The following is a 25,783-nucleotide window of genomic DNA, read 5'->3' on the forward strand; positions in this document are numbered from 1 at the left end:
GGTGATTAGAAACCGAGGCTGTCCAGCAGGTCATCTACCTGATCCTGGTTCGCAACAATGCCAGGGGCGGCAGCGTTAACCTGAGGACCGTTAAGCAGCGTAGTGCCAACCTGACGTTTTTCGGCGCTCACTTCTGGCATGTTTTCCAGCAGCACCATTAACAGCTGGCGCTCGATCTCCTGAATCACATCCATCATGCGTTTGATCACCTGACCGGTGAGATCCTGGAAATCCTGCGCCATCATGATGTCGAGCAACTGCTTGTTAGTAAAAGAGGTGTGCTCAGGCACTTCCCCTAAATACTGACGCGTATCCGTCACCAGCTCGCGCGCATCGGCAAGTTCAATAGGATTCTCAAACCATGCATCCCAGCGTCCTTTAAGCGCAATCGCTCCCGCTTCCATTTTGTCCTGGTGCGGTTGCGCTGCTTCGACGCTGTTCAGCGCCCGGTCGGCCGCCTGAGCGGTCTTTTGCACTACATAGTCCAGACGATCACGGGCGTCAGGAATGGCTTCAGCAGCTTCTGCAATGGCCTGATCCAGCCCCAGCTCACGCAAACTATCACGCAGCATGCGTGTCAGTGAACCGATGCGGGAAATGATATCTTGTGCCGCGGCTTGCTCAGCTGATTTCGGAAGGTCGCTCATCACATCTCCTTACATACCCAGTTTTTCAAAAATTTTGCCCAGCTTCTCTTCAAGCGTGGCGGCCGTAAACGGCTTAACGACATAGCCGCTTGCACCTGCCTGAGCGGCAGCAATGATGTTTTCTTTTTTCGCTTCAGCCGTCACCATCAACACAGGCAGACTGGCCATGGCCGCATCTGCGCGAATGGTCTGCAGCAGTTGCAGGCCATCCATGTTAGGCATGTTCCAGTCGGAGATAACGAAATCGAAACCACCTGCCTTGAGTTTGGTTAACGCATCGACGCCGTCTTCCGCTTCTTCTACGTTATTGAAGCCCAGCTCTTTCAGCAGGTTACGGACAATACGACGCATCGTATTGAAGTCGTCCACCACTAAAAAGCGCATATTTTTGTCAGCCATATCTACTCCTGTGTTATCTCGCCCGGCAGGACGGGCCTGTTAAATACGCAATGCCTGTCCGGCGCTAATTTTCGCCAGCATGTGCTGGCTGATGTTGCTTAAATCCACTACTTCGCTCACACCGCCGCTGGCTATCGCCTCGCGTGGCATGCCAAAAACGACACAACTTGCTTCATTTTGCGCGATGGTCCAGGCGCCGGCACGATGCATTTCCAGCATGCCTGCTGCCCCATCGTTACCCATACCGGTCAGGATCACGCCAACGGCATTTCGCCCGGCGTTGATCGCCACCGATTTAAACAACACATCGACTGACGGTTTATGACGGTTAACTGGCGGACCGTCGTTCAGTTTCACGACATAATTCGCACCACTGCGACCCAGCTCCATGTGCATCGCGCCGGGCGCGATATAAGCATGGCCAGGAAGAATACGCTCACCATCTTCGGCCTCTTTCACCGTAATCTGGCAGAGCTTGTTTAGCCGCTCGGCAAACGAACGGGTAAATCCCGGTGGCATATGTTGCGTAATCAGCAGCGCAGGGCTGGTGGCCGGTAGCGGCTGCAATACGTGGCGGATGGCTTCTGTACCGCCCGTAGATGAACCAATCGCAATCAGCTTTTCACTACTCAGCAGCGGACCGGCTTTCAGCGTGACCGGGGCAGGCATGGTGGTGCGCACATGCAGACGTGCCCGGGCAGCCGCGCGAATTTTATCGCCAATCATCTGGCTGTAAGCCAGCATACCTTCACGAATGCCTAGCTGTGGTTTGGTCACGAAATCCACCGCACCGAGCTCGAGCGCGCGCAGCGTGATTTCTGAACCCTGCCCCGTCAGTGATGACACCATCACGACCGGCATCGGGCGAAGACGCATCAGTTTTTCAAGAAAATCCAGTCCATCCATGCGCGGCATTTCAACATCCAGCGTCAACACCTGCGGATTAAACTGTTTAATTAAATCGCGGGCCACTAATGGATCCGGGGCCGTCGCCACCATTTCCATATCAGGATGACTGTTGATGATTTCTGTCATCAGTTGCCGCATCAGCGCAGAGTCATCTACGCACATCACGGTAATTTTGCTCATCATCTTTCCTTCGTCAGTCCATAAACGGTTTGCCCACGCAGCCAGAACTCTTTACTAATCTGGCTAAAGTTTTCTGAGTGTCCGGCGAACAGGATGCCGCCAGGCTTAAGCAGTGGAACAAAACGACGTAGAATTTTTTCTTGTGTTTCTTTATCGAAATAGATCATTACGTTACGGCAGAAAATGGCATCGAACGGACCCGGCAGGTTCCAGTCGTTGGCCAGCAAATTCAGCTGACTGAAATTCACCATATTCGCCAGTTCGGGGCGCACACGCACCATGCCAGCATGCGGGCCCGTACCCCGCAAAAAGAAACGTTGTAGCTGTGCAGGCGACAGCGTCCGTAATTCTTCCTGGCGGTAAACGCCCGCCACGGCTTTTTCCAGAACCTGGGTATCGATATCACTGGCATGGACCTGGAATTTACCGGGTCCGGTTCCCAGCGTTTCGGCCAGGGTAATCGCGATAGAGTAAGGTTCTTCGCCCGTTGAGGCGGCCGTGCTCCAGACGCTGAAATTGCCCTGACGTTTACGTGCATGTTCCGCCAGGATAGGAAAATGGTGCGCCTCGCGGAAAAAAGCGGTCAGGTTAGTGGTCAGAGCGTTGATAAACGCCTGCCACTCAGCACTGTTAGGATCGTTCTCCAGCAGGGCCAGGTAGCGACCAAAATCATCAATATTCAGCGTGCGCAGACGACGTACCAGACGGTTGTAAACCATCTCGCGCTTATGATCGGCCAGCACGATACCCGCGCGCTGATAGATGAGCTGGCTGATACGGCGAAAATGGGTATCGGAGAGGGGCAGCCGCTGCACCATCTGTGAGAGCAGCGTTGTCGCCTCTGGTTGATCTAATAACGTCGATTTCTTCATCTTTGCACCTGGCCTGAACTACACCTGTTAAACGTCTGCTGCTATGCCCAACCGCACATCAGCGGTTGGGCCATCCAGGCAATTAGAAGGTTTCCCGGTTCTCATCACTGCGTGATGAGGGTTGGCGAATGCCCTCTGACGGACTTTCTAAACGTAAACTTTTTGCCGCCGTTGTCTTGTTAACAGCCTGCGTGACAATTTCTTTACCAATATTGAAGACAGAAACCGCTTGTTTTAAGTTGCTGGCCTGATCTTCCAGTGCCGCAGCCGCGGCGGCCGACTCTTCAACCAGCGAGGCGTTCTGCTGTGTCACGCGATCCATCTCGGTCACGGCCAGGCCAACCTGGTCGATGCCACGGCTCTGTTCGTCTGAAGCAGAGGCAATCTCTCCCATGATGTCGGTGACGCGTGTGACGGCGCTGACGATTTCGTTCATGGTATCGCCTGCGCTTTCAACCAGGACTGAACCGGTATTCACGCGACTGACGGAGTCCTCAATCAGCCCTTTAATCTCTTTCGCCGCCTGTGCACTGCGCTGTGCAAGATTGCGCACCTCACCGGCAACCACCGCAAAGCCACGGCCCTGCTCACCTGCGCGTGCCGCTTCCACGGCCGCATTCAGTGCCAGGATATTGGTCTGGAAAGCAATGCCATCAATCACGCTGGTGATATCGGCAATTTTTCTGGAACTGCCCGCAATTTCTTTCATCGTGGTCACGACACCGTCCACCACTTTGCCGCCCTGCTGTGCGGTTTCAGAGGCATTCAGCGCCAGCGTCGACGCCTGACGGGCATTTTCAGCATTTTGCTTCACGGTCGCGGTAAGCTGTTCCATGCTGGCAGCGGTTTGCTCCAGCGAAGCCGCCTGCTGCTCTGTTCGCGACGACAGATCGTTATTCCCTACGGCAATTTCGCTGGCGCCGGTATAGATCGCATCGGCCCCATCACGGACGGTGCTGACCGTACGGACCAGTTCACGTTGCATCTCCTGCAGAGACGTCAGCAAATCGCCAATTTCATTACGTACGGTAATGGCGATAGGCTGCGTCAGGTCACCCCGTGCGATATGCTGGATATGATCGATGCTCTGTTTTAACGGGCGAATCAGCAGGCTGCGCATAAGATTCCACACCAGCACGATCACCAGCAGCGTAACGACCAGCGTCCCCGCAACCAGCATAATCATGCGCTGATAAGCGGCATTATTGGCATCGATGCCTTTCTGGCTTAGTACCAGGTTGTAGTTAAGCCAGTCGTCATAATCTTTTTGGAATTTGTCCTGATAACTTTGTGTCGGCTGATCAACAAACCCTTTAAAGTTGCCGTTGCGCAGAAACACAATCAGTTCCGCCAGACCATCGTGGAATTGTTTGTAATTGGCCTGTAGCGTCAGCACGTTAGCCGCACTTTTTCCTTTCTCTGACAGGTTGGCATTGAATAATTCATAGCCCTTTTCAGCCTGTTTCAGCTCACTGTCAGCCAGCGCCACCAGCTCTTTTACGGTGGCTCCCGAACCTGCCATCTGCCCATCCTGCAAATAACGAATGCCCGCACGGTTTAAGGTATTACGTGCCTGGACAAGCGCAACCCATGACGTTCCCATGGCGCGTTGCAAGGTGCTAAGACGCTGGTTATAAGCAAAGTTTTCTTTATCTTCCGTAACCGTTTTGAAAAATACCCCACCCGAGAAAACCTGCAGCAAGGCAAAAAGCCCCAGTACACACAGGAGGCCGGTGACAACGCGTACTCGACTAAACATAGAAACCTCATTCATTAGCAATTCGATTCTGTTTATCGGCCCGCGCAGGCGGAACTTTACTGACAGCGTGAATTGATCATCACGCTGGCAGTAAAAACTGTCAGAACGCTTAAGTACGGGAGATTTTGAAGACGGAAACGGCCTGGGACAGTGAGCTCGCCTGTTGCTCCAGCGCGGCAGCGGCGGCGGCAGACTCTTCCACCAGCGAGGCGTTCTGTTGCGTCACCGGATCCATTTCTGTCACCGCCTGCCCCACCTGATCGATACCGCGGCTTTGTTCATCCGATGCCGAGGCAATTTCACCCATGATGTCGGTCACGCGGGTGACGGCACCCACAATATTATTCATGGTGCTACCCGCGCTCTCGACCTGCTGCGAACCACTGTCAACACGAGCAACAGAATCTTCAATCAGCCCTTTAATCTCTTTGGCGGCCTGCGCACTGCGCTGCGCCAGGCTACGTACTTCGCCGGCGACAACCGCGAAGCCACGGCCCTGCTCGCCTGCACGCGCCGCTTCGACGGCGGCGTTCAACGCCAGGATATTCGTCTGGAAAGCAATACCATCGATCACACTGATAATGTCAGCGATTTTCCTGGAACTGTCTGCAATTTCTTTCATTGTGCTGACGACGCCATCCACAACTTTGCCACCCTGCAAGGCGGTTTCAGATGCGGTATGGGCGAGTTGTGAAGCCTGACGCGCATTATCCGCATTTTGTTTCACCGTGGCGGTCAGTTGCTCCATGCTGGCGGCGGTCTGCTCAAGCGAGGCCGCCTGCTCTTCCGTGCGTGCGGACAAATCGTTATTGCCCGCGGCGATTTCGCTGGCACCCGTAAAGATCGCATCGCAACCGCTGCGGACTTCACCCACCGTTGTCACCAGAGATTGTTGCATCTCACGGATACCGGCGGCCAGTTGGCTCATCTCATTACGGCCTTCTACCTTCACTGGCTGCGTCAGATCACCGGAGGCAATCGTGCGGATATCCACCAGCAGACGTTGCAGGGGATAAATCAGCACCTGGCGCAGGCCAAACCAGCAACCGATGATCACCACGACCACCAGGGCGCCGACCATGCCCAGCAACCAAATCATCTGAGTAAAGGCTTGCTGGTTTTGTTCTGCACCGTGGGAAGACAGCTCGCTCTGCTTAAGACGCCAGGCCGTATAGGTGGCCTGCATGGCCTGTTGCTTCTGTTCAATGTTCTGTTTGAACATGCCTTCCAGATCTTTGGCTTTCAGGCTGGCGATCATCCCGCGCAGACCGGTCAGATAGGCGGCAAAATGGTTTTGTAACTGATCGCGCATTTCGGTATCCGCGCCTGGCGTTTCCGGAATGGCATTAAACTCGGCAAGATACTGCTCACCTTTATTGGCTTCGCTAATGGCTTTGTCCGTCAGGCTGTCCAGCTGACCGCCGTTCATTTGCGATGCCAGACTGGTTTGTAACCGCAACATGGCGCGGTTGAGCGTAGTACGTGACTGGTTCAGAGCCATATAGGCATCCGTCATGGCCGCCACGTTGCGTGTTGAAATCTGCGACAAGGCAAACGCCGCTTTATCATTATTGAGCGCTGACCAAAACAGGCTGCCTGACAGCAGTTGCAGGGCACCGAAAAGCATCAGTACCGTAATCAGACTGGTCACCACTTTTATCCGTTTTAACATCTTTTTCCCCGACTAAATAAGTAACGTGCAGGGGCTGTATCGGCGGCAACGCAGGATGTTTTAGCCATTTCGCTTTTTAAAAGGGGTTCAAATGACTTTTGTAATTATTGAAACCAGAGCAATATGCTAATCCTGGAGCAGGATCACAGACAGCGTGTTTTTTGAAAGGTCGACGGGTGAAGGAAAGGCGGTGATGACAGGTTCGGCGTGCAGAATAACAACACGGGCCAGCGTTGGCTGGCCCGTGTTTAACGATTACGCGGTACGCAGGTTGTCGACCAGCGCCATCTCTTCGCTGCTCAGCAGCTTTTCGATGTCGACCAGAATCAACATGCGCTCGCCCAGTGCACCCAGACCTGTCAGGTACTCTGTTGACATAGTCACAGCGAACTCAGGTGAAGGACGGATCTGTTCCTGCGTCAGCGACAGGACATCCGACACACCGTCAACCACGATACCGACGACGCGGTTTTCGAGATTCAGCACGATCACCACGGTATTTTCGTTGTACTCAACGTCTGGCTGTGAAAACTTCACGCGCAAATCGATGATTGGCACGATAACGCCGCGCAGGTTTGTCACGCCGCGAATAAAATCAGGCGTGTTGGCAATGCGGGTTACCTGATCGTAACCACGAATTTCCTGAACCTTCAGAATATCGATGCCGTACTCTTCATCACCCAGCGTGAAGACCAGGAACTCCTGTCCAACGGTTTCGCCAGCAATTTTTGTCACGGTTGCCATTCCACTCATGTTATTTACCCTTTCATTATCAATCAGGCGGCAGCGCCGGCCACACGTTTTTCACGGTTAAGTGATTGCAACGCCGAAACGTCCACAATCAGCGCCACGCTGCCATCGCCGAGGATGGTGGCGGCTGAAATACCTGGAACTTTGCGATAGTTGCTTTCCAGGTTTTTGACCACAACCTGGTGCTGACCGATTAACTGGTCCACCAGCAAAGCGTAACGCTTGCCCGCGCTCTGCAGAATCACCACAATGCCCTGCGTCGCTTCGGTTTTCGCCTCTTTCACGTCAAAGACGTTCCACAGTTCAACCAGTGGCAGGTATTCGCCGCGCACTTCCAGAACACATTCGCCGCCCGCCAGGGGTTTCAGCTCTTCAGCACGCGGCTGTAACGATTCCATCACCGCATTCAACGGCAGAATAAAGACTTCGTTCGCTACGCGTACTGACATGCCGTCCAGAATCGCCAGCGTCAGCGGCAGAAGAATACGGATGGTGGTGCCTTTGCCTTGTTTTGAGGCAATTTCAACATGGCCACCCATTTCCTGAATGTTACGTTTCACCACATCCATGCCCACACCGCGGCCAGATACGTCGGTGACCTGCTCTGCCGTTGAGAAACCTGGCGCGAAAATCAACATGCCGACTTCTTCATCGCTCATGTTTTCATGCACCGGCAGGCCCGATGACAGAGCTTTTGCCAGGATACGTTCGCGGTTAAGGCCCGCACCGTCATCTGACACTTCGATACAGATGTTGCCGCCCTGGTGTTCTGCTGACAGTGTCAGATTACCTGTGGCAACCTTACCTGCCGCAATACGTTTCTCCGGGGTTTCGATGCCGTGGTCAAGACTGTTACGCCCCAGGTGCGTTAACGGATCGATGATACGTTCGATCAGGCTCTTATCGAGTTCCGTCGAGCTACCCAGTAACGTCAGTTCAACTTCTTTGCCCAGCTTGCTGGCCAAATCACGCACCAGACGTGGGAAGCGACTGAAGACGTACTCCATAGGCATCATACGAATCGACATCACAGATTCTTGCAGGTCACGCGCATTACGCTCAAGCTGCCCCATGCTGTTCAACAGTTCGCCGTGCGCGACCGGGTCCAGTTCACCTGAACGCTGTGCCAGCATTGACTGGGTAATCACCAGTTCACCCACCAGGTTAATCAGCTGATCAACCTTCTCAACCGCAACACGGATGCTGCTTGATTCGCTGGTCTTCGCGGGCGCGGCAGCGCGTTTGCTTTCGCGTTTCACCGCGGCAACCGGCAATTCGGTCACGGTCGCAGTCTGAACATCGGCAACCGCAGGCGCATCCACGCTTTCGGCTACCGCCGCGGCAGCGTCAGCACCCGGGAAGCGAATCTGCGCTTCATCAATAACGAAACACAGCACAGCAATAATGTCGTCTTTGCCTACGCCGGTAATGTGGCACTCAAGCGTATTGCTGCCTTTCTTCACGTTGCTGAGCGTGCCAAGATTACCCAGCTCTTCCAGCATCAGGTCGATATCTTTTTCTTTCAGGTCGACCAACTGCAGGTGAACACCTTCAGCATCAGAGGAGGCGGATTCTGCCTGACTGACAGGCGTTTCAAGCGCAACCACAACCGGTGCTTCAACCGGCTGACCTTTCGCCTCTAACGCCAGCTGGCGTAATGCTTCACAGATATACTTGAAGCTTTCCGCGTTAGGCTCTTGCGCGGTTTTATAAGCATCTAGCTGTTCCTGCATAATATCTTTAGTTTCCAAAAACAGATTGATGATGTCGGTGCTGAGCTGCATCTCGCCGCGACGAGCACCATCCAGAATGTTTTCCAGGATGTGGGTTGTTTCCTGTAAAACCGTAAAACCAAAGGTTCCGGCTCCGCCTTTAATCGAGTGGGCGGCGCGGAAGATGGCGTTAAGCTGTTCAGAGTCTGGCTCCTGGGGATCGAGTCCCAACAGGTGTTGCTCCATATCCGCTAACAGCTCATCGGCTTCATCAAAAAACGTCTGGTAAAAATCGCTGATGTCCATGCTCACGGGAATCACCTCGGCTGTGAGGGGGCTGCTGTATTCACCGCACCTGCCGAAGACGCTGGCGGTGCGGAGGTTGTTTTCGTTGCATCCGCCGGTAGGGCTGACGGTGCAGGCGTTATTGTTGTTACCGCACGAACCGAAGAGGTTGACGTCGCGGAGGTCGCTGTTTTCGCCGCGACCGCCGGTGAGGCTGACGATGCGGAGGCTGCTGTTTTCACCGCGCTCGTCGATGACGCTGACGAGGCTGCGGTCGCGGCTTTCTCTGCGCTCGTCGATGCGGCTGACGGTGCGGAGTTCGCTGTTTTCACTGCATCCGCCGACGTGGCAGTTGCAGGTTTGGAAGATGTTTTATCAGCCGCATTACTGCCGGGTGCTGACGGCGCGGTCACTTTTTCCAACGCAGAGGGATCGCTAATCTGAACCGCGTCACTTTCTGCGTTCTCTTTCTCAATCGCGGCTTCGGTATCATGGTTCAACACCAGCAAACTGATACGACGGTTAACGGCATCATCGCCGCCGCGATTTTTCAGTTTCATGGTATCTGCCATGCCGACGATACGCAGAATCTTTCCACCATCCAGCCCACCAATCACCAGTTCACGACGTGACGCATTGGCACGGTCCGCTGACAATTCCCAGTTGCTGTACCCTTTATCACCGGTCGCATACTGAATGTCATCCGTATGGCCCGCGATACTGATACGGTTAGGGATGTCATTCAAAATCGGGGCAATCGCGCGCAAAATATCACGCATATAAGGTTCAACTTCTGCACTGCCGGTCTTGAACATCGGGCGGTTCTGGCTGTCGATGATCTGAATACGCAGCCCTTCATCAACCATATTAATAATCAGGTGCGGACGCAGCGCTTTCAGGCGCGGATCAGCTTCGATTAACTGGCCGAGCTTTTCACGCAGACGGTTGAGGCGAATTTCATCCAGCTTGCGTTTCTGCGCATCCATATCCACAACCTTTTTGACTTCACCTTCTTTCTTCGTAGCATCGTCTCCTCCGCCTGGGATCGGGCTGCTACTGTCGCTACTTCTCTGTCCACCCGTCAGCGCCACTTTTAAGGGCGTCTGAAAATATTCTGCTATCTGGATAAGCTGTTGTGGGCTGGCGATCGACAGCAGCCACATCACCATAAAAAATGCCATCATCGCCGTCATAAAGTCGGCATAGGCGATTTTCCATGAGCCATGTCCTCCTTCATGTTTTTTATGTTTGCGCTTTCTAATCAGCACAATTGGGCGATTGCCATGTTTCATGAGGTCTGATCCGAAGTCTGTTTAGCCGGGTTCTTCGCGTTACGAACGTGTTCTTCCAGTTCGCTGAACGATGGACGCTCAGCTGAATAAAGCGTTTTACGACCAAACTCGACGGCGATCTGCGGTGCATAACCGTTCAGGCTGGAAAGCAATGTCACTTTCACGCACTGCATCATCTTGGTCGTTTCAGCACACTTCTGACGTAATACCGACGCCAGAGGCGAAATAAAACCGTATGCCAGTAAAATCCCGAGGAACGTTCCCACCATGGCATGTGCCACCAGTGCCCCCAGCTCGGCGGCTGGACGGTCAGCTGACGCCAGGGCATGAACCACGCCCATTACCGCCGCAACGATACCGAAAGCGGGCAGGCCATCGCCGACGGCAGCGATACTTTGTGCCGGCACTTCACACTCGTGTTCATAGGTTTCAATCTCTTCATCCATCAATGCTTCGATTTCGAAAGCATTCATGTTGCCGCTCACCATCAGGCGTAAATAATCGGTGATGAAGTCGACTAACTGTTTATCGGCTAAGATGCGGGGATAATTAGCAAAAATTTCACTCTGGGCGGGATCTTCAATATCACGCTCAAGCGATAACATGCCTTGCTGGCGAGATTTCGCCATCAGCCGGTAAAGCAGTGCCATGAGATCCATGTACACCGCTTTGTTGTATTTCGAGCCGCGGAACAGCAGCGGCAGAGCTTTGAGGGTCTTCTTGATCGATTTACCGTTGTTGCCCACCAGAAACGCGCCGACGCCCGCCCCGGCGATCATCAGCAGTTCTGCAGGCTGGTAAAGCGCGCCAAGATGGCCGCCCACTAAAGCGTATCCGCCCAACACGGAACCTAATACAACGATGTAACCTAAAATTATCAGCACAGAAAAATCCTTACGTCCGTAACGTGTTGGTCGACGTTAAGCCAGAGAAACCGGAGATGTTCACCCTGTGGAGGCAAAAAAAAAGCAGCGGGATTAACCGCTGCTGGATGACTTCCACATTGCGAACAAATTTAAACGGCGTGTTTAACCTGTTCATCCAGCAGTTGTGGAAAGATATCGGCAGTATCTGCAGAAAGTTTACGTCTTTTTACGGCACGTGATGGTGGCTGGCACAGGCTGCAGACAAAGCTGCCAACAGGCTGATGTGCATGATTAATAAAGCTGCCGCTGCAGCATTTACAATCTGATAATTCCAGCATACCGCTTTCAACGAATCGCACCAAGGTCCAGGCGCGTGTTAGCGCCAACAGCGGGCCCTCGTCCGATTGCGGGCACTGCTCGAGATAAAGGCGGTAGGCTTTAATCACCGCATCAATCCCTTTGCTCAAACCGGTTTTCAGTAAAAACGTCCAGGCATTACAGAACATTGAGGCATGAATGTTCTGTTCCCAAGTCATGAACCAGTCAGTCGAGAATGGCAACATACCTTTAGGGGGTGGACTGCCACGCAACTCTTTATAGAGTTTGATCAAGCGACCGCGGCTCAGCTGCGTCTCGCTCTCCAGCATTTGTAAGCGCACACCCAGTGTGATCAGCTCCATAGCGAGCTGAATATCACGCGCTTCCTGAACAATACTTTTCTCACCCATTATACCGCCCTCTTTTTAGTAGGCGCGGCGTCTTTCGACGCACTGCGTAATAAACGGCTGGATAAAAGAATCCCGGTATGGATTTGTTGTAAATCATCCACACGTGATTCCTGCGTCAGGCGATTAATAACGGTGCTATCGGTGAAACGAAACTGACACACAAGTTGGTTGGTCTCAGCTAATTTCACCATTTCAGGTAAGGTTAATTCAGACAATGCGTCAGCCATCTTTTCATCGATCCCGAGGCGAAACATCGCAGAAGCTTTTTCCTGGTTAATTAATCGCTGCGCGAGCAGTAAATATGACAAGTTGATATCGTAAATATGTTTTAGTAATTCAGATGTACCCATTTTTCCATCCTGAGAGACGCGACGTAACGGCTTTGTTGAATAAATGGATTTTATGCTGTGGTACTATGAAAACGGTTGTTTCAGATAACATAAAATCAATGCGTTACATGCTTGCGTATGACGGTGTTCTGTCTGGCATCAGCGTTTTCTACCAAAACAGTGCAGACAAAACAGAATGATTACCTATTATTCAACAAAGCCCGACGTAACTTACCGCAGATGACATCTCTGCGTATCGAGCTGCTGGTTGGTAAATCTAAAGATGGCAAAATAATTAGACATAAAAAGCAATGGTTCTGAGTTCTGCTTCTTTTTGCGACCCTGTCTGTCCGGTCAGAAGTCAATCTTTTCAGTCCACCTTATTCTTAAGTCGATAACCTTCTTCCCTGAGGCTTGCTTGCTTTTTTTAAGACTAATCCGAAAACAAGGCAAATCTATATCGGATGATCCTTACATACAACGACAGTTCGGTGAAATTTTAGATAAAGTGTGACGCAGATCACACTTTATCCTCTATTTTCTTCAGTAACGCTTTATTATCCCTTCCTCACTGTCTGTTTTTTGCGCAATTTGACGTTTTTTTTACAGGGATTTGTCCTGAGCTGGACTTAATTGGCTACAAAAATCAGGGATGATTCTGTAAGGCAGGCAGAATTCCTGTTTATCTCAATGAATGGAATTTGCACCATATTTAGAACCAGCCAAAACCATAAAACCAGTGGAATATGCTACCTATAGCGCGCATTATTTGTATTTAAATTAGTCAGTTAGGTGATAAGACAAAAAGAAGGGAAAACAGGGGCAGAAGGCCGACAATTCTGATTACACGCTTTCTGACAATCCGTCGTAAAGGCTGAAAGCAACCCGTTTAGAGAGCGTACACCGATGTAACAAGGAGTTACATTAAGGATATGAATGAATTGCAGGCAGGAGAGTTTTATGCATTTTAACTATCGGCAGGAATGAAGAGAACTTCAGCTTAAACAGGTAAAGAAAGTGAATGGTGGTGTTAATTGCACATTTTTACGCCACTTTGCCGTCAGACGGACGCCTGGCGACGCAAAAGCGCTTTTGAGTTAGGGGACAATCATTAGCAACAGCGTGTATGCAAAAGCGGCGGGATGTAACGCACAGCAAGCCTTCCCTGGCTTGCTCTGCTGTCAGGCGAGTTTCGGAAAGGTGGCAACCTTATTTGCCATGCCGTGATCGGCACTCCGCGGGGCAATCTTCTCAAGATCACGCAGGAAGTTTTCGCGCCATGCGGTGATGTCGTTTTTACGCAGTACCGCCATCATATCGTTATAGCGTGAGATACGCTCGGTACGGGGCATGGTAATCGCTTTATCCAGCGCCGCGGCCACTTCATCGCGGTCATAAGGGTTCACGATGAGCGCGGACGTCAGCTCGTTAGCCGCACCGGCAAAACGGGACAGTACCAGCACACCCGGATCGTCCGGGTCCTGCGCCGCCACGTACTCCTTCGCCACCAGGTTCATCCCGTCACGTAACGGCGTCACTAAGCCGACATCCGTTAAACGGAAAATTTTCATCAATAAACGACGGTCAAAGTGCTGGTTAAGATAATAGAGTGGCGTCCAGCCCAGGGTGCCGTATTTCCCGTTGATGCGCCCTGCCTCGGTTTCTAACTGATGACGAATATCCTGATAGGCCTGCACATCGCCACGAGACGTTGGCGCAATCTGCGAGTAACGAATCCTGCCGTGATGCTGCGGGTAGTTTTCCAGCAGCGCTTCATACGCCAGGAAGCGTTCCGGCAAGCCTTTCGAGTAATCCAGACGTTCGCAGGCAATGATATTGCGCACATCGCCCAGCTCCTTCTTCATCGCCGCCATTTTGGGTGGCAATGGCCCTTCAGCCATCTCCTTAATGCTGTCAGGTTCAATCCCTATCGGGTACACCTCCGTCATAAAGGTATTGCCATAGGCGCGATGTTTTTTGTCACCTTTATTCTGCAACTGCGTCAGCTGGCTCACACTGTCGAGGAAGGCGACGCGATCAGATTCCGTCTGGAATCCTAACAGATCGTATTCGCACAACATTTCCAGCAGTTCTCTGTGCGGCGGCAGCGCATTGAAAATTTCGGGCGTCGGGAAAGGAATATGCAGGAAGAAACCGATGCGGTTGTTGATGCCTGCCCGGCGCAGCGCTGCGGCAAACGGCAGGAAGTGGTAGTCATGAATCCACAGAATGTCGTCAGGCTTGATCAGCGGTTTCAGGCGCTGCGCGACGGCATCATTAACTTCGCAGTATCCTTCCCAGGCTTCACGCTGGAACTGCACCAGGTCTAAGCGGTAATGGAAAGCAGGCCAGATAACGGTATTAGAAAACTGACAATAATAGAGATCGTACTCGTTCTGGCTCAGCGGGAAGGAAGCATATTCAATACCATCGTGCTCCGTTACCGATACCGGGTTTTCTTCCTCACCCGAAAATTCACTTATCTCACCGTTCCAGCCAAACCACAGTCCACCCGTGCTTTTCAGCGCATCCAGGATGCCAACGGCAAGGCCGCCCGCGCTGGTTTTGTTCCCATTTGGCATGGCGATACGGTTAGATACAACAACTAAACGACTCATAACCTAAACTCCTTACCAACGTTATCTTGCTCTAATTGTAATCGTGTTCTTTCCAGCCAGGCATAGACATCCGTAACGTCATGTAAACGATAACGTGCCTGGCTTTCGCCTTCTCCCACTTTCACGGAAATCCCGTGCATGGCATTGACGGCGGCAAAGCCTTTCTCATCGGTCAGATCGTCACCGATGAACACCGGAATACGTCCCGCGAACGGGGCTTCCTGCATAAATGCCTGCACAGCCGCGCCTTTATCAATGCCGGTCGGTTTAATTTCAACCACACACTTTCCGGGCTGCAATGTCAGACCCGAGAAACGTTCGACGGCGGCCTGCGCAAGGTGCAATATGTCCTGCTCATGTGCCATCGCCCGACGATAATGGAGGGCAAACGCCATCCCTTTCGCTTCAAGCTGCGTATCTGGCCAGTGGGCCATTTCGGCTTCCAGCATCTGTTTTAGCTGACGTTCAGTCTCTTCGGGCAGTGACACGCGGTGCACCTTGCCCTCCGCGTCACGACGTTCAGCGCCATGCACGCCGGCAGCCGGCGCGTGCAATGGTGCCGCAAGCGCATCCAGTTGCTCAACAGGACGACCTGATACCAGCGCCAGCGCGCCGTGGCATAAAGAAGAGAGGCGTTGCAGCTCTGCTACAACCTGTTTTGGAATGAAAGCGGCATCCGGCTGGGGCTGTATCGCTGCCAGCGTGCCATCAACATCAAAAAAGAAGGCATACAGACCGCCGCTCAATGACGGAAACGAGGCATTACTTTCTGCCGTCTGGGTCACGTGTCTTCTCCTGTAAACGGGTTCATCATCAGGACATCGCAGCAGAGAGCGTTCAGCAAGAGGTCGGCGCAAGGCCGAATGAAGTAAGGAGACTGCGCGGTAAAACCCTGCAATTCGGTAACTCTTTCTCCAAAAACATACGCGTTAAGTGCTGAAAAACTCACTGACTGTCGTTGTCGCCCCATAAAGTGTAGACGCAATCCTGCATTCTGCCAGAAATATGCATTTCCTGTGCCAGCCGTCACGCTTAATTCTGCTGCTGGCAATAATGGCGATTACCGGCCTGCTCACGCCGACTTATTTTGCGCCTGCAAAAAAGAAATAAAAATGTAATAAATGGTCCTGTTTAAGGTTTTCCTAATCTTTCTTATCCATACTGTTCACTTATTACCGTCTGACTTTCATTGTTGCGCGTTAATGCGAATGTATTAGCGCAATAATAATGGAGACATTCACTAATGATTCAACCCGGATAAAATAACATTTTTTATTATTCCGCCTTTATATTAATAGTCCGCCCGTCATGTTGCCCTTTCGCATTTGATAAAACGTCTTATTACGGGTTAAGGCATTATGCCGGGCGAGACGAAAAGGGGCTGATTTGCAGCCCCCTTTATCTCATCTTTAATTAACGTTTCCGCTGAGCTAAGTTGAGTGACAACATTCGTCATGTCAGCAACAATCCCGGCATGTTTGCCCAAAGCAGGCACAGCCGACGAAACCGGGACGGCCTGCCTTATCCGCTTGCCGGACAAGGTTGTCAAGGTGAGTTCGCGGAAGAGCGACCCGCTATTGCTGTGTCCGGTCATCGGTACTGATACAAAAGAGGTATCCTGTTAAGCGCTTATGAAAATATTAATTGTTGAAGACGATGCTCTGCTGCTGCAAGGTCTTGTTCTGGCGCTGGAAGGCACGGGCTATGTCTGCGATGCGGTTTCAACGGTCCGTTCCGCGGAAGCTCATCTTGCCAGCGGGCTTTACAGTTTGATCGTGCTGGATGTCGGCCTGCCGGATGAGGATGGACTGCACTTTCTGCAGCGTCTTCGCCGTCAGAAGCAGATGCAGCCTGTATTGATTCTTACCGCGCGGGACACGATTGATGAGCGCATCGCCGGGCTGGATGCAGGTGCCGATGACTATCTGATCAAGCCTTTCGCGCTGGATGAACTGCTGGCAAGGATTCGTGCCCTTATCAGACGTCATGTTAACCACGGGGATACGCGCGTGGAGGTGGGCAACCTGTCGCTGGATATGACCCATCGCCAGATCCATCTGGACCACGCCTTGCTTGATCTCACCCCTAAAGAGTTTTCGATTCTGTCTCGCCTGATGCTCAAAGCGGGCCATCCGGTGCACCGCGAATTGCTGTATCAGGATATCTATAATTTTGATAACGAGCCTTCGACCAATACGCTGGAAGTGCATATCCACAACCTGCGTGACAAGATCGGCAAAAGCATGATCAGAACGGTTCGCGGCTTCGGCTATGCCCTGTCCCCCTCCAAAACCGATAACGAGATGCCCGAGACATGAATACTGACCGCACCGGGACGACCATGCGTTTTCGGCTGCTTCTCACGATTGGCCTCATTATGCTGTTTTTCCAGCTCATCAGCGTGGCCTGGCTCTGGCATGAAAGTCAGGAACAGGTGCAATTTTTAGTTGAGGCGCATCTGCATAACCGCAACATGGACCGGCATGTCCATAAAGAAGTCCGCGAAGCCGTGATGAGTCTTGCCCTGCCCAGTCTGGTGATGATTACGCTGCCGCTGCTCCTGTGCTATCAGGCGGTACGCTGGATTACCCGCCCGCTCTATCAGTTGCAGCGTGAACTGGAGAACCGGAGCGAGGTAAACCTGGAACCTATCACCTTTTCCGGATCGGTGCAGGAGATTGACGCTGTTACGCACTCTGTGAATCGCCTTGTCGCACGTCTGACAGACAGTCTGGAACGTGAACGCCTGTTTACGGCCGATGTGGCCCATGAGCTGCGAACGCCGCTGGCAGGTTTACGCTTACATCTTGAGTTGCTACAACGAAATCAGGCCGTCGATACGCAACCTTTATTACATCGTCTGGATCAGATGACAGGAAATGTTGCCCAGTTGCTGCAGCTGACCCGTGCCGGCCAGCAGTTTACCTCAGGCAGCTACCAGCAGGTTGCCCTCATCGATGAAGTGATTGTGCCTATGGAAGCGGAGTTGAGTGCGATGCTTGCCGTGCGTCATCAAACGTTAACCCTTGATGTTGAGCATAGCTTCAGGGTGAAAGGTGATGCGATCCTGTTACGAATGCTTCTGCGCAATCTGGTGGAAAACGCCCACCGTTACAGCCCATCTGAAAGTAATATCACCGTGCGGCTTGAAAACACACTAGGCCCGACGCTGATCGTGGAAGACGAAGGTGACGGCATTGATGAAAGCAGGCGCGGCGAGTTAAGCAAAGCCTTTGTCCGCATGGATACGCGCTATGGTGGCATTGGGCTGGGCCTGAGTATCGTCAGTCGGATTGTGCAGTTACATCATGGACAGTTTCTGCTGGAAAATCGCCTTGACCGTTCAGGTTGCCTGGCCAGGGTCCTTTTCGCGGTGGACTGATTCAGTTCACAAACCAGCAGGCCAGAAAGCTGATGACAGCGCTGACGGCAAGAATAACGGCAACGTACTCGCTGAATGGGCGTGATACGAAAGAGGTGGCAGTAACAGTCGTGGTTTTCATAGCGTCTCCTGTAGAATCCACCTCAGTATCGCTGCCCTGTGTTAAGGAAACATTAAGCGCTACATTCCCTGCTACGCTAAACGCATCGTGTGACAAAAAGGCCCCACATCAGACGGCGTTTAACGCGGCTCTCTTTACGCTGACGTCTTCAGAGATATTGAAAATGCCTGACGTCATCCCCACCTCTTTCCTTCAGACCAGACAGGAGTAACATTTATGGCAATCGAATATGCAGTAATCGCAGGCGGCTGTTTCTGGTGTACAGAAGCGGTTTTTAAAGACGTGATTGGCGTTGAGTCAGTCGAAAGCGGTTACACCGGCGGCGAGCGCCCTAATCCGACCTATGAGCAGGTCTGCAGTGGCGCCACCGGTCATGCAGAAGCCATTCGCATTGGCTTTGATCCTGAGAAGGTCAGCTATGGCGATTTGCTGGACATCAGCTTTGCCACGCATGATCCAACACAGCTTAATCGCCAGGGCAATGACATCGGCACTCAGTATCGCTCCGCCATTTTCCCCGAAACACCCGAGCAGGAAGCTGAAGCCCGTGCCGCGATTGCACGCGCTCAGCAGGATCATGATAAACCGATTGTCACAACCATTGAGCCATTAAAGGCCTGGTATCCGGCAGAAGGTTATCATCAGGACTACTGGGAAGGTGCCGGCCAGCGAAACGGCTATTGCATGGCGGTGATTCCCCCTAAACTGCAAAAGCTGCGCAAGAGTTTTGCCAGTCGGGTTAAAACCGCCCAGTAACCGCCTGCCGCTGAGCGGACTTTACACTGCGTAAAAACGGGCGTTTTGTGATTAAAAAACCCGATTTTGCGCAGCCTTAACGCGATTCGTTCAGAGCTTAAGCGAATAGAAAAAAAGAAAAAAATAGTGCTTGACCGTTTCAGGTCGACTCCCTATAGTAGCGCCCCGTTGACCCAGCGCGGTCAGCAACAATTTGCGGTGAGGTGTCCGAGTGGCTGAAGGAGCACGCCTGGAAAGTGTGTATACGGCAACGTATCGGGGGTTCGAATCCCCCTCTCACCGCCACATTCAAAGAAGAGTCCAGACTAACCTCTGGACTTTTTTTTTGCATGTTCTCCTGAGAGGGGGATGAGAACCCCCGACCGGGGGGCGACAAAACGGCAACGCCGTTTTGCATGGCCGCCAGGCCACCCGAAGGGCGAGCGCAGCGAGTGAATCCCCTCTCACCGCCAGATTTGAAGAAGCGTCCAGACTCACCTCTGGACTTTTTTTTGTATGTTCTCCTGAGAGGGGGATGAGAACCCCCGACCGGGGAACGACAAAACGGCAACGCCGTTTTGCATGGCCGACAGGCCACCCGAAGGGCGAGCGCAGCGAGTGAATCCTTCTCTATCGTCCTCTGTCGCCCCCAATAAAAAAGGCCTGACGGTTCACCCGCAGGCCTTTAAAGCACTCGCGCTCACGCGTTACTGCTTATCCCGTGCCCACGTCGCGCTGCTGACATTCACCTTCACTGGCAACAGACCGATCTGGGTAAATTTATCGGCCAGCGCCTGCTGTTCGTTAAACACGTTGGGCGTCATACGTTCCGCCCCAAACGGCATGCGGGCCAGCGCGCGCTGCCAGATGGGTACAGGCAACCCCGTGGAGCCGGAAAGGATTTTTGCGGCGTCAGCCTGATGACTGTTTGCCCAGGTGCTCAGCTGACTCAGCGCGTTCAGCACCTGTTTCGCCGTCTCGGGATGACCATCAGCAAATTTGCGGCTGGCCAGGAAAAAAGTGTAATGCGGCACTAAGCCTTCGGCATTTTTCAGCAGGCGCGCATGGGCCGTGGTTTCGACTTCGGCCAAATACGGGTCCCAGATAACCCAGGCGTCGACAGCACCGCGCTGGAAGGCGGCCCGGGCATCGGCAGGCGGAAGATAAACCGGCGTAATATCTTTATACGTCAGCCCCGCCTGCTCCAGCGCAGTCACCAGCAGATAATTAACATCCGATCCTTTGTTCAGCGCCACGCGCTTGCCTTTCAGATCCTTGACACTTTTGATCGTGGAATCGGCCGGCACCACAATGGCCTCGGTCTGCGGGTTGGCCGGCGAGTGGCCAAGGTAGACCAGATCGGCCTGTGCCGCCTGCGCGAAAACAGGAGGCGCATCGCCGGTGGCCGCCAAATCGATACTGCTACGTTAAGCCCTTCCAGCATCTGCGGGCCTGCCGGGAACTCCACCCAGCGCACATCAATGCCCTGCTTTTTAAATTCGCTGTCGAGCGTGCCACGGTATTTCAGCAGCGCAAAAATATTCGCTTTCTGAAAACCAATATTCACGACCTGGGGTTTGTCTTCCGCCTGTGCTGTCACGAAGGTGCCAAGTTGAGCGAGCGCAATCAGTGCGCTTATCACTATTTTTCTCATTTTTCTGTCCTGAACGAAGGTGTTGTCAGCGCAACATAACAAATCCGTGCCTGAGGGCTTAATGCGTATAAGTTCTGTCCTTAGTCATAAAACGTCATTGCGGCCAGACTCTGTCCCGGACGTTGATGGCGCGGGGAAACAGACCGAGCGCATAGAAACGATCGGCGATTCTCTGCTGCTCGCGAATAATCGCTAAGTTCATCGCCTGAGTTCGATGACTACGCCGCGCCAGCGCCTGACGTAATGCGCTGTCGGACATGCCCAACTCCTTTGCCAGTAACCCGGCAGCCTCGGCCGGATGGGCATCGATATACTGGCCAGTCTGCTCCAGCGCGGTCATCAACAGGCGCAGTAAATCGGGTGAATGCGTAGCAAACTGGCGATCCGCCAGATAGAACTGATGGTTGCTGACCCGGCCCACGCCATCGGCAATGACGCGCAGTTGATCGCCACGTTCGGCCTCACTCAGTAAAGGGTCCCACATCATCCAGGCATCGACCGCATTCAGGTCGCTGGCGGTTAACGGATATTTCGGTGGGGCATACACGATACGCACGTCGTCCAGCGTCAGTCCTGCTTCATCGAGGATCTGCAGCACCAAAAAATGGACGTTAGAACCTTTATTCACCGCAATGCGCTTGCCTTTGAGATCGGCAATCGTCGTGATGGCGCTGTGTCTGGCGACCATCAGGGCAACACTTTGCGGCGCAGGCGGTTCCCAGGCCACATAGACCATGGTGCCCTGATCGGCCTGGGCAAACAGTGGCGGAACTTCGCCTGTCGTACCAAAGTCAATTTCCTGATCGCGCAGGGCGTGCAGCAACTGTGGCCCCGCAGGAAATTCACTCCACAACACGCGGACATTCTGGCCCACCAGCTGCTGCTCAAGATGCTGACGGGCTTTGAGAATGCCAAGATTGCCGAACTTCTGGTAACCAATACGCAACTCGCGCTCCTGCACCACAGAGTCTGTCAAAGCACGCGATGGCGCGATGACGCTGCTGCGGCGCGGCTTAATGATGCCGCAGTGGCCCAGATGGGTGCGCAGGCTGTGACGGCTGATCCCCAACAGCGCTGCCGCCTGGAGCTGATTTCCCTGACTCAGCGCATAGGCATTGCGCACTAAGGATTCAATAATTCTGGGATACAGGGGCGTTTCACTGTGCTGCAGTTGCTGCCGGATAAACTGATCAATCACATCCTGTTCAGGCACCGGTTCAGCCTCAGTCACGTGGCCCAGACGCAGATGCCCGGGGCCAATGAGTGTTTCCTGGCTGAGCAGAACAGCATTATGTAATGTGTTTTCCAGCTCCCGAATATTGCCCGGCCAGGCGTACCGGCTTAACGTCGCGATCGCCTCCTCACTCAGACGCAGCTGAGGTCGGCCCAGTCGGCGCGCATAGTGTTGCAGAAAATGCGCGGCCAGCACCGGTATATCCTCACGGCGCTCGCGCAGAGGCGGCAGCGCCACGCTGGCCACATTCAGCCGGTAATAAAGATCCTCGCGGAAGCGCCGTTCGGCAATCGCACCGGTCAGGTCGCGGTTCGTGGCGGCAAGCACCCGAACATTTACCTTTATAGCCTGAGATGAACCTACCCGGGTAATCTCTCTCTCCTGCAATACGCGCAACAGTTTTACCTGGAGCGGCAAACTGAGTTCACCGATCTCATCCAGCAACAGCGTGCCGCCCTGCGCCGCCTCGAACCAGCCACGATGACGTTCCGTGGCACCGGTAAACGCGCCCTTCTCATGCCCAAACAGTTCTGACTCGGCAAGACTTTCCGTCAGTGCGCCGCAGTTCACGGCGACAAAGGGCGCGCGGCGGCGCGGGCTGTGGTGATGCAGATAGCGCGCCATCACCTCTTTACCGGTGCCGGTTTCGCCAATGATTAACACCGTGGCATCCGTGGGTGCCAGGCGATCCAGGATACTTTTGAAGGCCAGAGAAGACGGGTCAATTAAATCGGGACCAGCGTGTTCCATAGCGAATACCTGCAAAGTGACTGAGCGCTCACGATAACGCTAAGCGTGAAGGGAAACGAGCCACGGGCTGAGACCCTGTGCTGCAAATGCAGCACTGAAGTTCAACGCCTGCTGCATATGCAACAGCGCGTACCTGAACGCTGAAATCATAACGCTATAAATTCAAAGGAAAAAATGACCAGACACAGTTGGCACGTATTCTGCTAATGGCTTTATAACTGAAAGATTGCTTTTCATTTGCCAATTTCAAATATCGTTATAAAGAAATCTGCTAATGCCTGAAGCCTCTGCGAAAAACATTAATCTGTTCTGGTTTTTACCCACCCACGGTGACGGACGTTATCTGGGGACCACCCAGGGCGGCAGAGCGGTCGATCTGCCCTATTTGCAACAGGTCGCCCTGGCGGCAGACAATCTGGGTTTCTACGGCGTACTGATCCCCACGGGTAAAAGTTGTGAAGATTCCTGGCTGGTGGCGGCGGCTCTGGCCCCCATCACTAAACAGCTGCGTTATCTGGTGGCGGTCAGGCCGGGGTTGCAGCCGCCGAGCCTGGCGGCGCGCATGGCGGCAACGCTGGACCGTCTGTCAGACGGGCGCTTACTGATCAATGTGGTGACGGGTGGCGATCCGGTGGAAAATAAAGGCGACGGTATTTTCCTGAGTCATGCCGAACGCTATCAGGTCACGCGGGAGTTCCTGGAGGTTTATTCCCGTTTGCTGAAAGGCGAGAAAGTGGACTTCCACGGTGAACATATTCGTGTGGAGGGCGCTGAAATTCTGTTTCCGCCTGTGCAGGCCGACGGTCCACCGCTCTACTTTGGTGGTTCGTCAGACGATGCGGTCGACGTGGCCGCCAGTCAGGTCGATACTTATCTCACCTGGGGCGAACCCGTTGAGCAGGTTGCCGCCAAACTGGACGTTGTGCGCCAGCGGGCGCAGGAACGTGGCCGGGCGTTGTCCTACGGCATTCGACTGCACGTTATTGTGCGTGAAACCGAAGAGGAAGCCTGGGCAGCAGCCGATAAACTGATAGCTCATCTGGATGATGAAACCATTGCATCCGCTCAGAAGATCTTTGCCCGTATGGATTCTACGGGCCAGGCGCGCATGAGTGCACTGCACGGCGGTTCACGCGAAGGCTTACGCATCGGCCCCAATTTATGGGCAGGCGTCGGACTGGTGCGCGGCGGCGCGGGCACTGCACTGGTCGGCAACCCTCAGCAGGTGGCAGCGCGTATTCGGGAATACCAGGCGCTGGGCATTGATAACTTTATTCTGTCGGGCTATCCGCATCTGGAAGAAGCGCACCGGGTAGCCGAGTTACTGATGCCACTGCTGCCGCTGTCGACGCACGCCGGGAAAGCACAGCGCAGCGTGAATACAGGTCCCTTTGGTGAAACTATCGGTGGCGATCGTCGTCCCGAAAAAAGCGCCAGTGCCAGCTAACAAATGAGGCGGTTTATGTCAGAGCAGCATATTGTCATCGTGGGCGGTGGATTTAGCGGGACAGCGCTGGCCGTGCATCTGGGTCGTCTGGGCCAGGCCGGACTGCGTGTCACGCTCATCGAACCCCGGTCGCAGCTGGCGCAGGGCGTTGCCTACTCGACGGCCGATCCGGCTCACCGCCTTAATGTACCCGCGTCACGCATGCAGCTGGCGGGAGATGAAGAAGGCAGCTTTGATCGCTGGTATCGCGCCTCTGATGCATATGTCAGCGATCCCGCCGCGCGCTGGCACGATGGTCATGTCTATCCTCAGCGCAGGCAGTTTGCCCGTTGGGTCAATGCACAGTTCGAGGCGGCACAACGTGAGTCGCCTGTCGTTCTGGCGCATCTGCAGGATCGCGCTGTGGCTTTCCGGGATGGCACGGTCAGCACCGCCGCCGGCACACACCTTGCCGCCGACATTGTGGTCCTGGCCGTCAGTCATCCCGCGCCGTCGTTGCCTGGCGCGTTAACCGCACTGGCTGACCATCCCGCCATCATCGCCGATCCCTGGCAGGAGAAAGCCCTCGCCTCTGTCGGTCCGGAGGAGCGCATCGCCATTGTGGGCAGCGGCTTAACGATGGCGGATATGGTGGCCACGCTGGATCGCCAGGGGCACCGCGGCCCTGTCACCGTGTTTTCACGCCGTGGACAACTTCCCCGGCCCAATATCAGTCAGCATGACCTCAGTTGGTCGCTTGAAGGGCACCTTGCCAGGCCAGCGGGTGTGCGCTGCTGGTTACGGCGCATCCGCCAGGACATGCGTCAGGCGGCGGCGCGCGGGCTTCCGTGGCAGGTCGTCTTTGATGAGGTTCGTCGGCAGGGCCAGACCCTCTGGCAGAGCCTGCCACTGAATGAGCAACGGCGCTTTCTGCGCCATCTGCGGCCGTGGTGGGATGTGCACCGCTACCGCATTGCGCCACAGGCAGGCCAGGTGCTGAACGCGCGGCAGGAAAACGGATCGTTGCAGGTGATGGCGGCGCGGCTGACGGCGGCAGAGTCCAGCCATTCTGCGGTACGGCTGCATCTGCAAACTCGCTCGGGCGAAGTCGTGACGCGGGAGGTGGATAAGGTGATCGTGACCACCGGCCCGGCGCACGGGAAACTGGTACAACATGATGCCCTGCTACGCCAGTTGTGTGATGACGGCGTCATCCGGCCCGATCCTTTAGCGCTTGGCATTGATGTCAATGCCCTGTCGCAGACGCGAACGGCACAGGGCCACAGCAATTCCCATCTGTATGTGGTCGGTCCCGCGGCCCGCGGTCGGTTTGGTGAACTGATGGGCCTGCCGCAGGTGGCAATGCATGCGGAAGCGGTTGCCCGTCAACTGCTGAATCTCACAACCGCTACGCTAAACGAGCGATGTCCCCTTTCACTGACTGACTAATCACTTACCTGTTT

At 53.9% G+C, this 25,783-nt stretch carries 20 protein-coding genes, 1 tRNA gene and 1 pseudogene; 6 read left to right on the forward strand and 16 right to left on the reverse strand.

Annotated features, from left to right (window positions below; genetic code table 11):
* Positions 1–5: 5 nt before the first annotated feature.
* The 14 genes from cheZ to otsB all read right to left on the reverse strand — a co-directional run bounded on the left by cheZ (position 6) and on the right by otsB (position 15,803).
* Positions 6–647 (reverse strand): protein phosphatase CheZ, encoded by a 642-nt coding sequence (gene cheZ / locus F7Q90_RS02770; RefSeq protein ID WP_006120247.1) that lies wholly within the window; start codon positions 645–647, stop codon positions 6–8.
* Between the two features lie 9 nt (positions 648–656).
* Positions 657–1,046, reverse strand: coding sequence for a chemotaxis response regulator CheY (cheY, locus tag F7Q90_RS02775; protein WP_006120246.1), 390 nt, complete (start codon positions 1,044–1,046; stop codon positions 657–659).
* 39 nt (positions 1,047–1,085) lie between these two features.
* Positions 1,086–2,135: a protein-glutamate methylesterase/protein-glutamine glutaminase gene (locus F7Q90_RS02780; RefSeq protein WP_006120245.1), complete on the reverse strand. Its 1,050-nt coding sequence runs from the start codon at positions 2,133–2,135 to the stop codon at positions 1,086–1,088.
* Positions 2,135–3,007, reverse strand: a complete 873-nt coding sequence (gene cheR, locus F7Q90_RS02785; RefSeq protein WP_006120244.1) for a protein-glutamate O-methyltransferase CheR — start codon at positions 3,005–3,007, stop codon at positions 2,135–2,137. Before cheR ends, F7Q90_RS02780 begins: the two co-directional genes overlap by 1 nt.
* A gap of 82 nt (positions 3,008–3,089) precedes the next feature.
* On the reverse strand, positions 3,090–4,766 hold the full coding sequence (locus F7Q90_RS02790; protein ID WP_006120243.1) for a methyl-accepting chemotaxis protein: 1,677 nt from the start codon (positions 4,764–4,766) through the stop codon (positions 3,090–3,092).
* Between the two features lie 109 nt (positions 4,767–4,875).
* On the reverse strand, positions 4,876–6,438 hold the full coding sequence (locus F7Q90_RS02795) for a methyl-accepting chemotaxis protein (protein ID WP_006120242.1): 1,563 nt from the start codon (positions 6,436–6,438) through the stop codon (positions 4,876–4,878).
* A 255-nt stretch (positions 6,439–6,693) separates the two neighbouring features.
* Positions 6,694–7,191, reverse strand: a complete 498-nt coding sequence (cheW, locus tag F7Q90_RS02800) for a chemotaxis protein CheW (RefSeq protein WP_006120241.1) — start codon at positions 7,189–7,191, stop codon at positions 6,694–6,696.
* 23 nt (positions 7,192–7,214) lie between these two features.
* On the reverse strand, positions 7,215–9,206 hold the full coding sequence (gene cheA / locus F7Q90_RS02805; protein WP_170317974.1) for a chemotaxis protein CheA: 1,992 nt from the start codon (positions 9,204–9,206) through the stop codon (positions 7,215–7,217).
* A gap of 11 nt (positions 9,207–9,217) precedes the next feature.
* Positions 9,218–10,477 (reverse strand): flagellar motor protein MotB, encoded by a 1,260-nt coding sequence (motB, locus tag F7Q90_RS02810; protein ID WP_006120239.1) that lies wholly within the window; start codon positions 10,475–10,477, stop codon positions 9,218–9,220.
* Positions 10,474–11,361: a flagellar motor stator protein MotA gene (motA, locus tag F7Q90_RS02815; RefSeq protein WP_006120238.1), complete on the reverse strand. Its 888-nt coding sequence runs from the start codon at positions 11,359–11,361 to the stop codon at positions 10,474–10,476. The genes motB and motA overlap by 4 nt, the downstream gene beginning before the upstream one ends.
* A 131-nt stretch (positions 11,362–11,492) precedes the next feature.
* Positions 11,493–12,071 (reverse strand): flagellar transcriptional regulator FlhC, encoded by a 579-nt coding sequence (gene flhC / locus F7Q90_RS02820; protein ID WP_006120237.1) that lies wholly within the window; start codon positions 12,069–12,071, stop codon positions 11,493–11,495.
* On the reverse strand, positions 12,071–12,421 hold the full coding sequence (gene flhD, locus F7Q90_RS02825) for a flagellar transcriptional regulator FlhD (protein ID WP_006120236.1): 351 nt from the start codon (positions 12,419–12,421) through the stop codon (positions 12,071–12,073). Before flhD ends, flhC begins: the two co-directional genes overlap by 1 nt.
* 1,160 nt (positions 12,422–13,581) lie before the next feature.
* On the reverse strand, positions 13,582–15,018 hold the full coding sequence (otsA, locus tag F7Q90_RS02840) for an alpha,alpha-trehalose-phosphate synthase (RefSeq protein WP_006120234.1): 1,437 nt from the start codon (positions 15,016–15,018) through the stop codon (positions 13,582–13,584).
* A complete protein-coding gene (otsB, locus tag F7Q90_RS02845) occupies positions 15,015–15,803 on the reverse strand; it encodes a trehalose-phosphatase (protein ID WP_006120233.1) in 789 nt (262 codons plus the stop codon). Before otsB ends, otsA begins: the two co-directional genes overlap by 4 nt.
* 846 nt (positions 15,804–16,649) lie before the next feature.
* Between otsB and pmrA the strand changes: the two genes are divergently transcribed.
* The 4 genes from pmrA to F7Q90_RS02865 all read left to right on the forward strand — a co-directional run bounded on the left by pmrA (position 16,650) and on the right by F7Q90_RS02865 (position 19,562).
* Complete coding sequence (gene pmrA, locus F7Q90_RS02850; RefSeq protein ID WP_006120232.1) at positions 16,650–17,336, forward strand: two-component system response regulator PmrA; 687 nt, start codon at positions 16,650–16,652, stop codon at positions 17,334–17,336.
* Positions 17,333–18,400: a two-component system sensor histidine kinase PmrB gene (gene pmrB, locus F7Q90_RS02855; RefSeq protein ID WP_006120231.1), complete on the forward strand. Its 1,068-nt coding sequence runs from the start codon at positions 17,333–17,335 to the stop codon at positions 18,398–18,400. Before pmrA ends, pmrB begins: the two co-directional genes overlap by 4 nt.
* Before the next feature lie 337 nt (positions 18,401–18,737).
* Entirely contained in the window at positions 18,738–19,277 is a 540-nt protein-coding gene (gene msrA / locus F7Q90_RS02860; RefSeq protein WP_006120229.1) for a peptide-methionine (S)-S-oxide reductase MsrA, read from the forward strand.
* Positions 19,278–19,474: 197 nt separating this feature from the next.
* Positions 19,475–19,562, forward strand: a tRNA-Ser gene (locus F7Q90_RS02865).
* 401 nt (positions 19,563–19,963) lie between these two features.
* On the opposite strand, the pseudogene F7Q90_RS02870 reads toward F7Q90_RS02865, so the two are convergent.
* Together F7Q90_RS02870 and F7Q90_RS02875 are read right to left on the reverse strand one after the other, a co-directional pair.
* Positions 19,964–20,910: pseudogene (locus F7Q90_RS02870) on the reverse strand (sulfonate ABC transporter substrate-binding protein).
* Positions 20,911–21,004: 94 nt separating this feature from the next.
* Positions 21,005–22,894, reverse strand: a complete 1,890-nt coding sequence (locus F7Q90_RS02875) for an aliphatic sulfonate ABC transporter substrate-binding protein (RefSeq protein WP_006120227.1) — start codon at positions 22,892–22,894, stop codon at positions 21,005–21,007.
* Between the two features lie 274 nt (positions 22,895–23,168).
* On the opposite strand from F7Q90_RS02875, the gene ssuD reads away from it, so the two are divergent.
* Both ssuD and F7Q90_RS02885 read left to right on the forward strand, forming a co-directional pair.
* Entirely contained in the window at positions 23,169–24,341 is a 1,173-nt protein-coding gene (gene ssuD, locus F7Q90_RS02880) for an FMNH2-dependent alkanesulfonate monooxygenase (protein ID WP_006120226.1), read from the forward strand.
* A 15-nt stretch (positions 24,342–24,356) separates the two neighbouring features.
* On the forward strand, positions 24,357–25,769 hold the full coding sequence (locus F7Q90_RS02885; RefSeq protein WP_006120225.1) for an FAD/NAD(P)-binding protein: 1,413 nt from the start codon (positions 24,357–24,359) through the stop codon (positions 25,767–25,769).
* The last annotated feature ends 14 nt before the right edge of the window (positions 25,770–25,783 follow it).

Source organism: Pantoea stewartii subsp. stewartii, from assembly GCF_008801695.1.
GTDB lineage: Bacteria > Pseudomonadota > Gammaproteobacteria > Enterobacterales > Enterobacteriaceae > Pantoea > Pantoea stewartii.

Coding starts and splice junctions, on each gene's coding strand:
- cheZ (WP_006120247.1), bottom strand. CDS start 647: ATGAGCGACCTTCCGAAATCAGCTGAGCAAGCCGCGGCACAAGATATC.
- cheY (WP_006120246.1), bottom strand. CDS start 1,046: ATGGCTGACAAAAATATGCGCTTTTTAGTGGTGGACGACTTCAATACG.
- F7Q90_RS02780 (WP_006120245.1), bottom strand. CDS start 2,135: ATGAGCAAAATTACCGTGATGTGCGTAGATGACTCTGCGCTGATGCGG.
- cheR (WP_006120244.1), bottom strand. CDS start 3,007: ATGAAGAAATCGACGTTATTAGATCAACCAGAGGCGACAACGCTGCTC.
- F7Q90_RS02790 (WP_006120243.1), bottom strand. CDS start 4,766: ATGTTTAGTCGAGTACGCGTTGTCACCGGCCTCCTGTGTGTACTGGGG.
- F7Q90_RS02795 (WP_006120242.1), bottom strand. CDS start 6,438: ATGTTAAAACGGATAAAAGTGGTGACCAGTCTGATTACGGTACTGATG.
- cheW (WP_006120241.1), bottom strand. CDS start 7,191: ATGAGTGGAATGGCAACCGTGACAAAAATTGCTGGCGAAACCGTTGGA.
- cheA (WP_170317974.1), bottom strand. CDS start 9,206: ATGGACATCAGCGATTTTTACCAGACGTTTTTTGATGAAGCCGATGAG.
- motB (WP_006120239.1), bottom strand. CDS start 10,477: ATGAAACATGGCAATCGCCCAATTGTGCTGATTAGAAAGCGCAAACAT.
- flhC (WP_006120237.1), bottom strand. CDS start 12,071: ATGGGTGAGAAAAGTATTGTTCAGGAAGCGCGTGATATTCAGCTCGCT.
- flhD (WP_006120236.1), bottom strand. CDS start 12,421: ATGGGTACATCTGAATTACTAAAACATATTTACGATATCAACTTGTCA.
- otsA (WP_006120234.1), bottom strand. CDS start 15,018: ATGAGTCGTTTAGTTGTTGTATCTAACCGTATCGCCATGCCAAATGGG.
- pmrA (WP_006120232.1), top strand. CDS start 16,650: ATGAAAATATTAATTGTTGAAGACGATGCTCTGCTGCTGCAAGGTCTT.
- pmrB (WP_006120231.1), top strand. CDS start 17,333: ATGAATACTGACCGCACCGGGACGACCATGCGTTTTCGGCTGCTTCTC.
- msrA (WP_006120229.1), top strand. CDS start 18,738: ATGGCAATCGAATATGCAGTAATCGCAGGCGGCTGTTTCTGGTGTACA.
- F7Q90_RS02875 (WP_006120227.1), bottom strand. CDS start 22,894: ATGGAACACGCTGGTCCCGATTTAATTGACCCGTCTTCTCTGGCCTTC.
- ssuD (WP_006120226.1), top strand. CDS start 23,169: ATGCCTGAAGCCTCTGCGAAAAACATTAATCTGTTCTGGTTTTTACCC.
- F7Q90_RS02885 (WP_006120225.1), top strand. CDS start 24,357: ATGTCAGAGCAGCATATTGTCATCGTGGGCGGTGGATTTAGCGGGACA.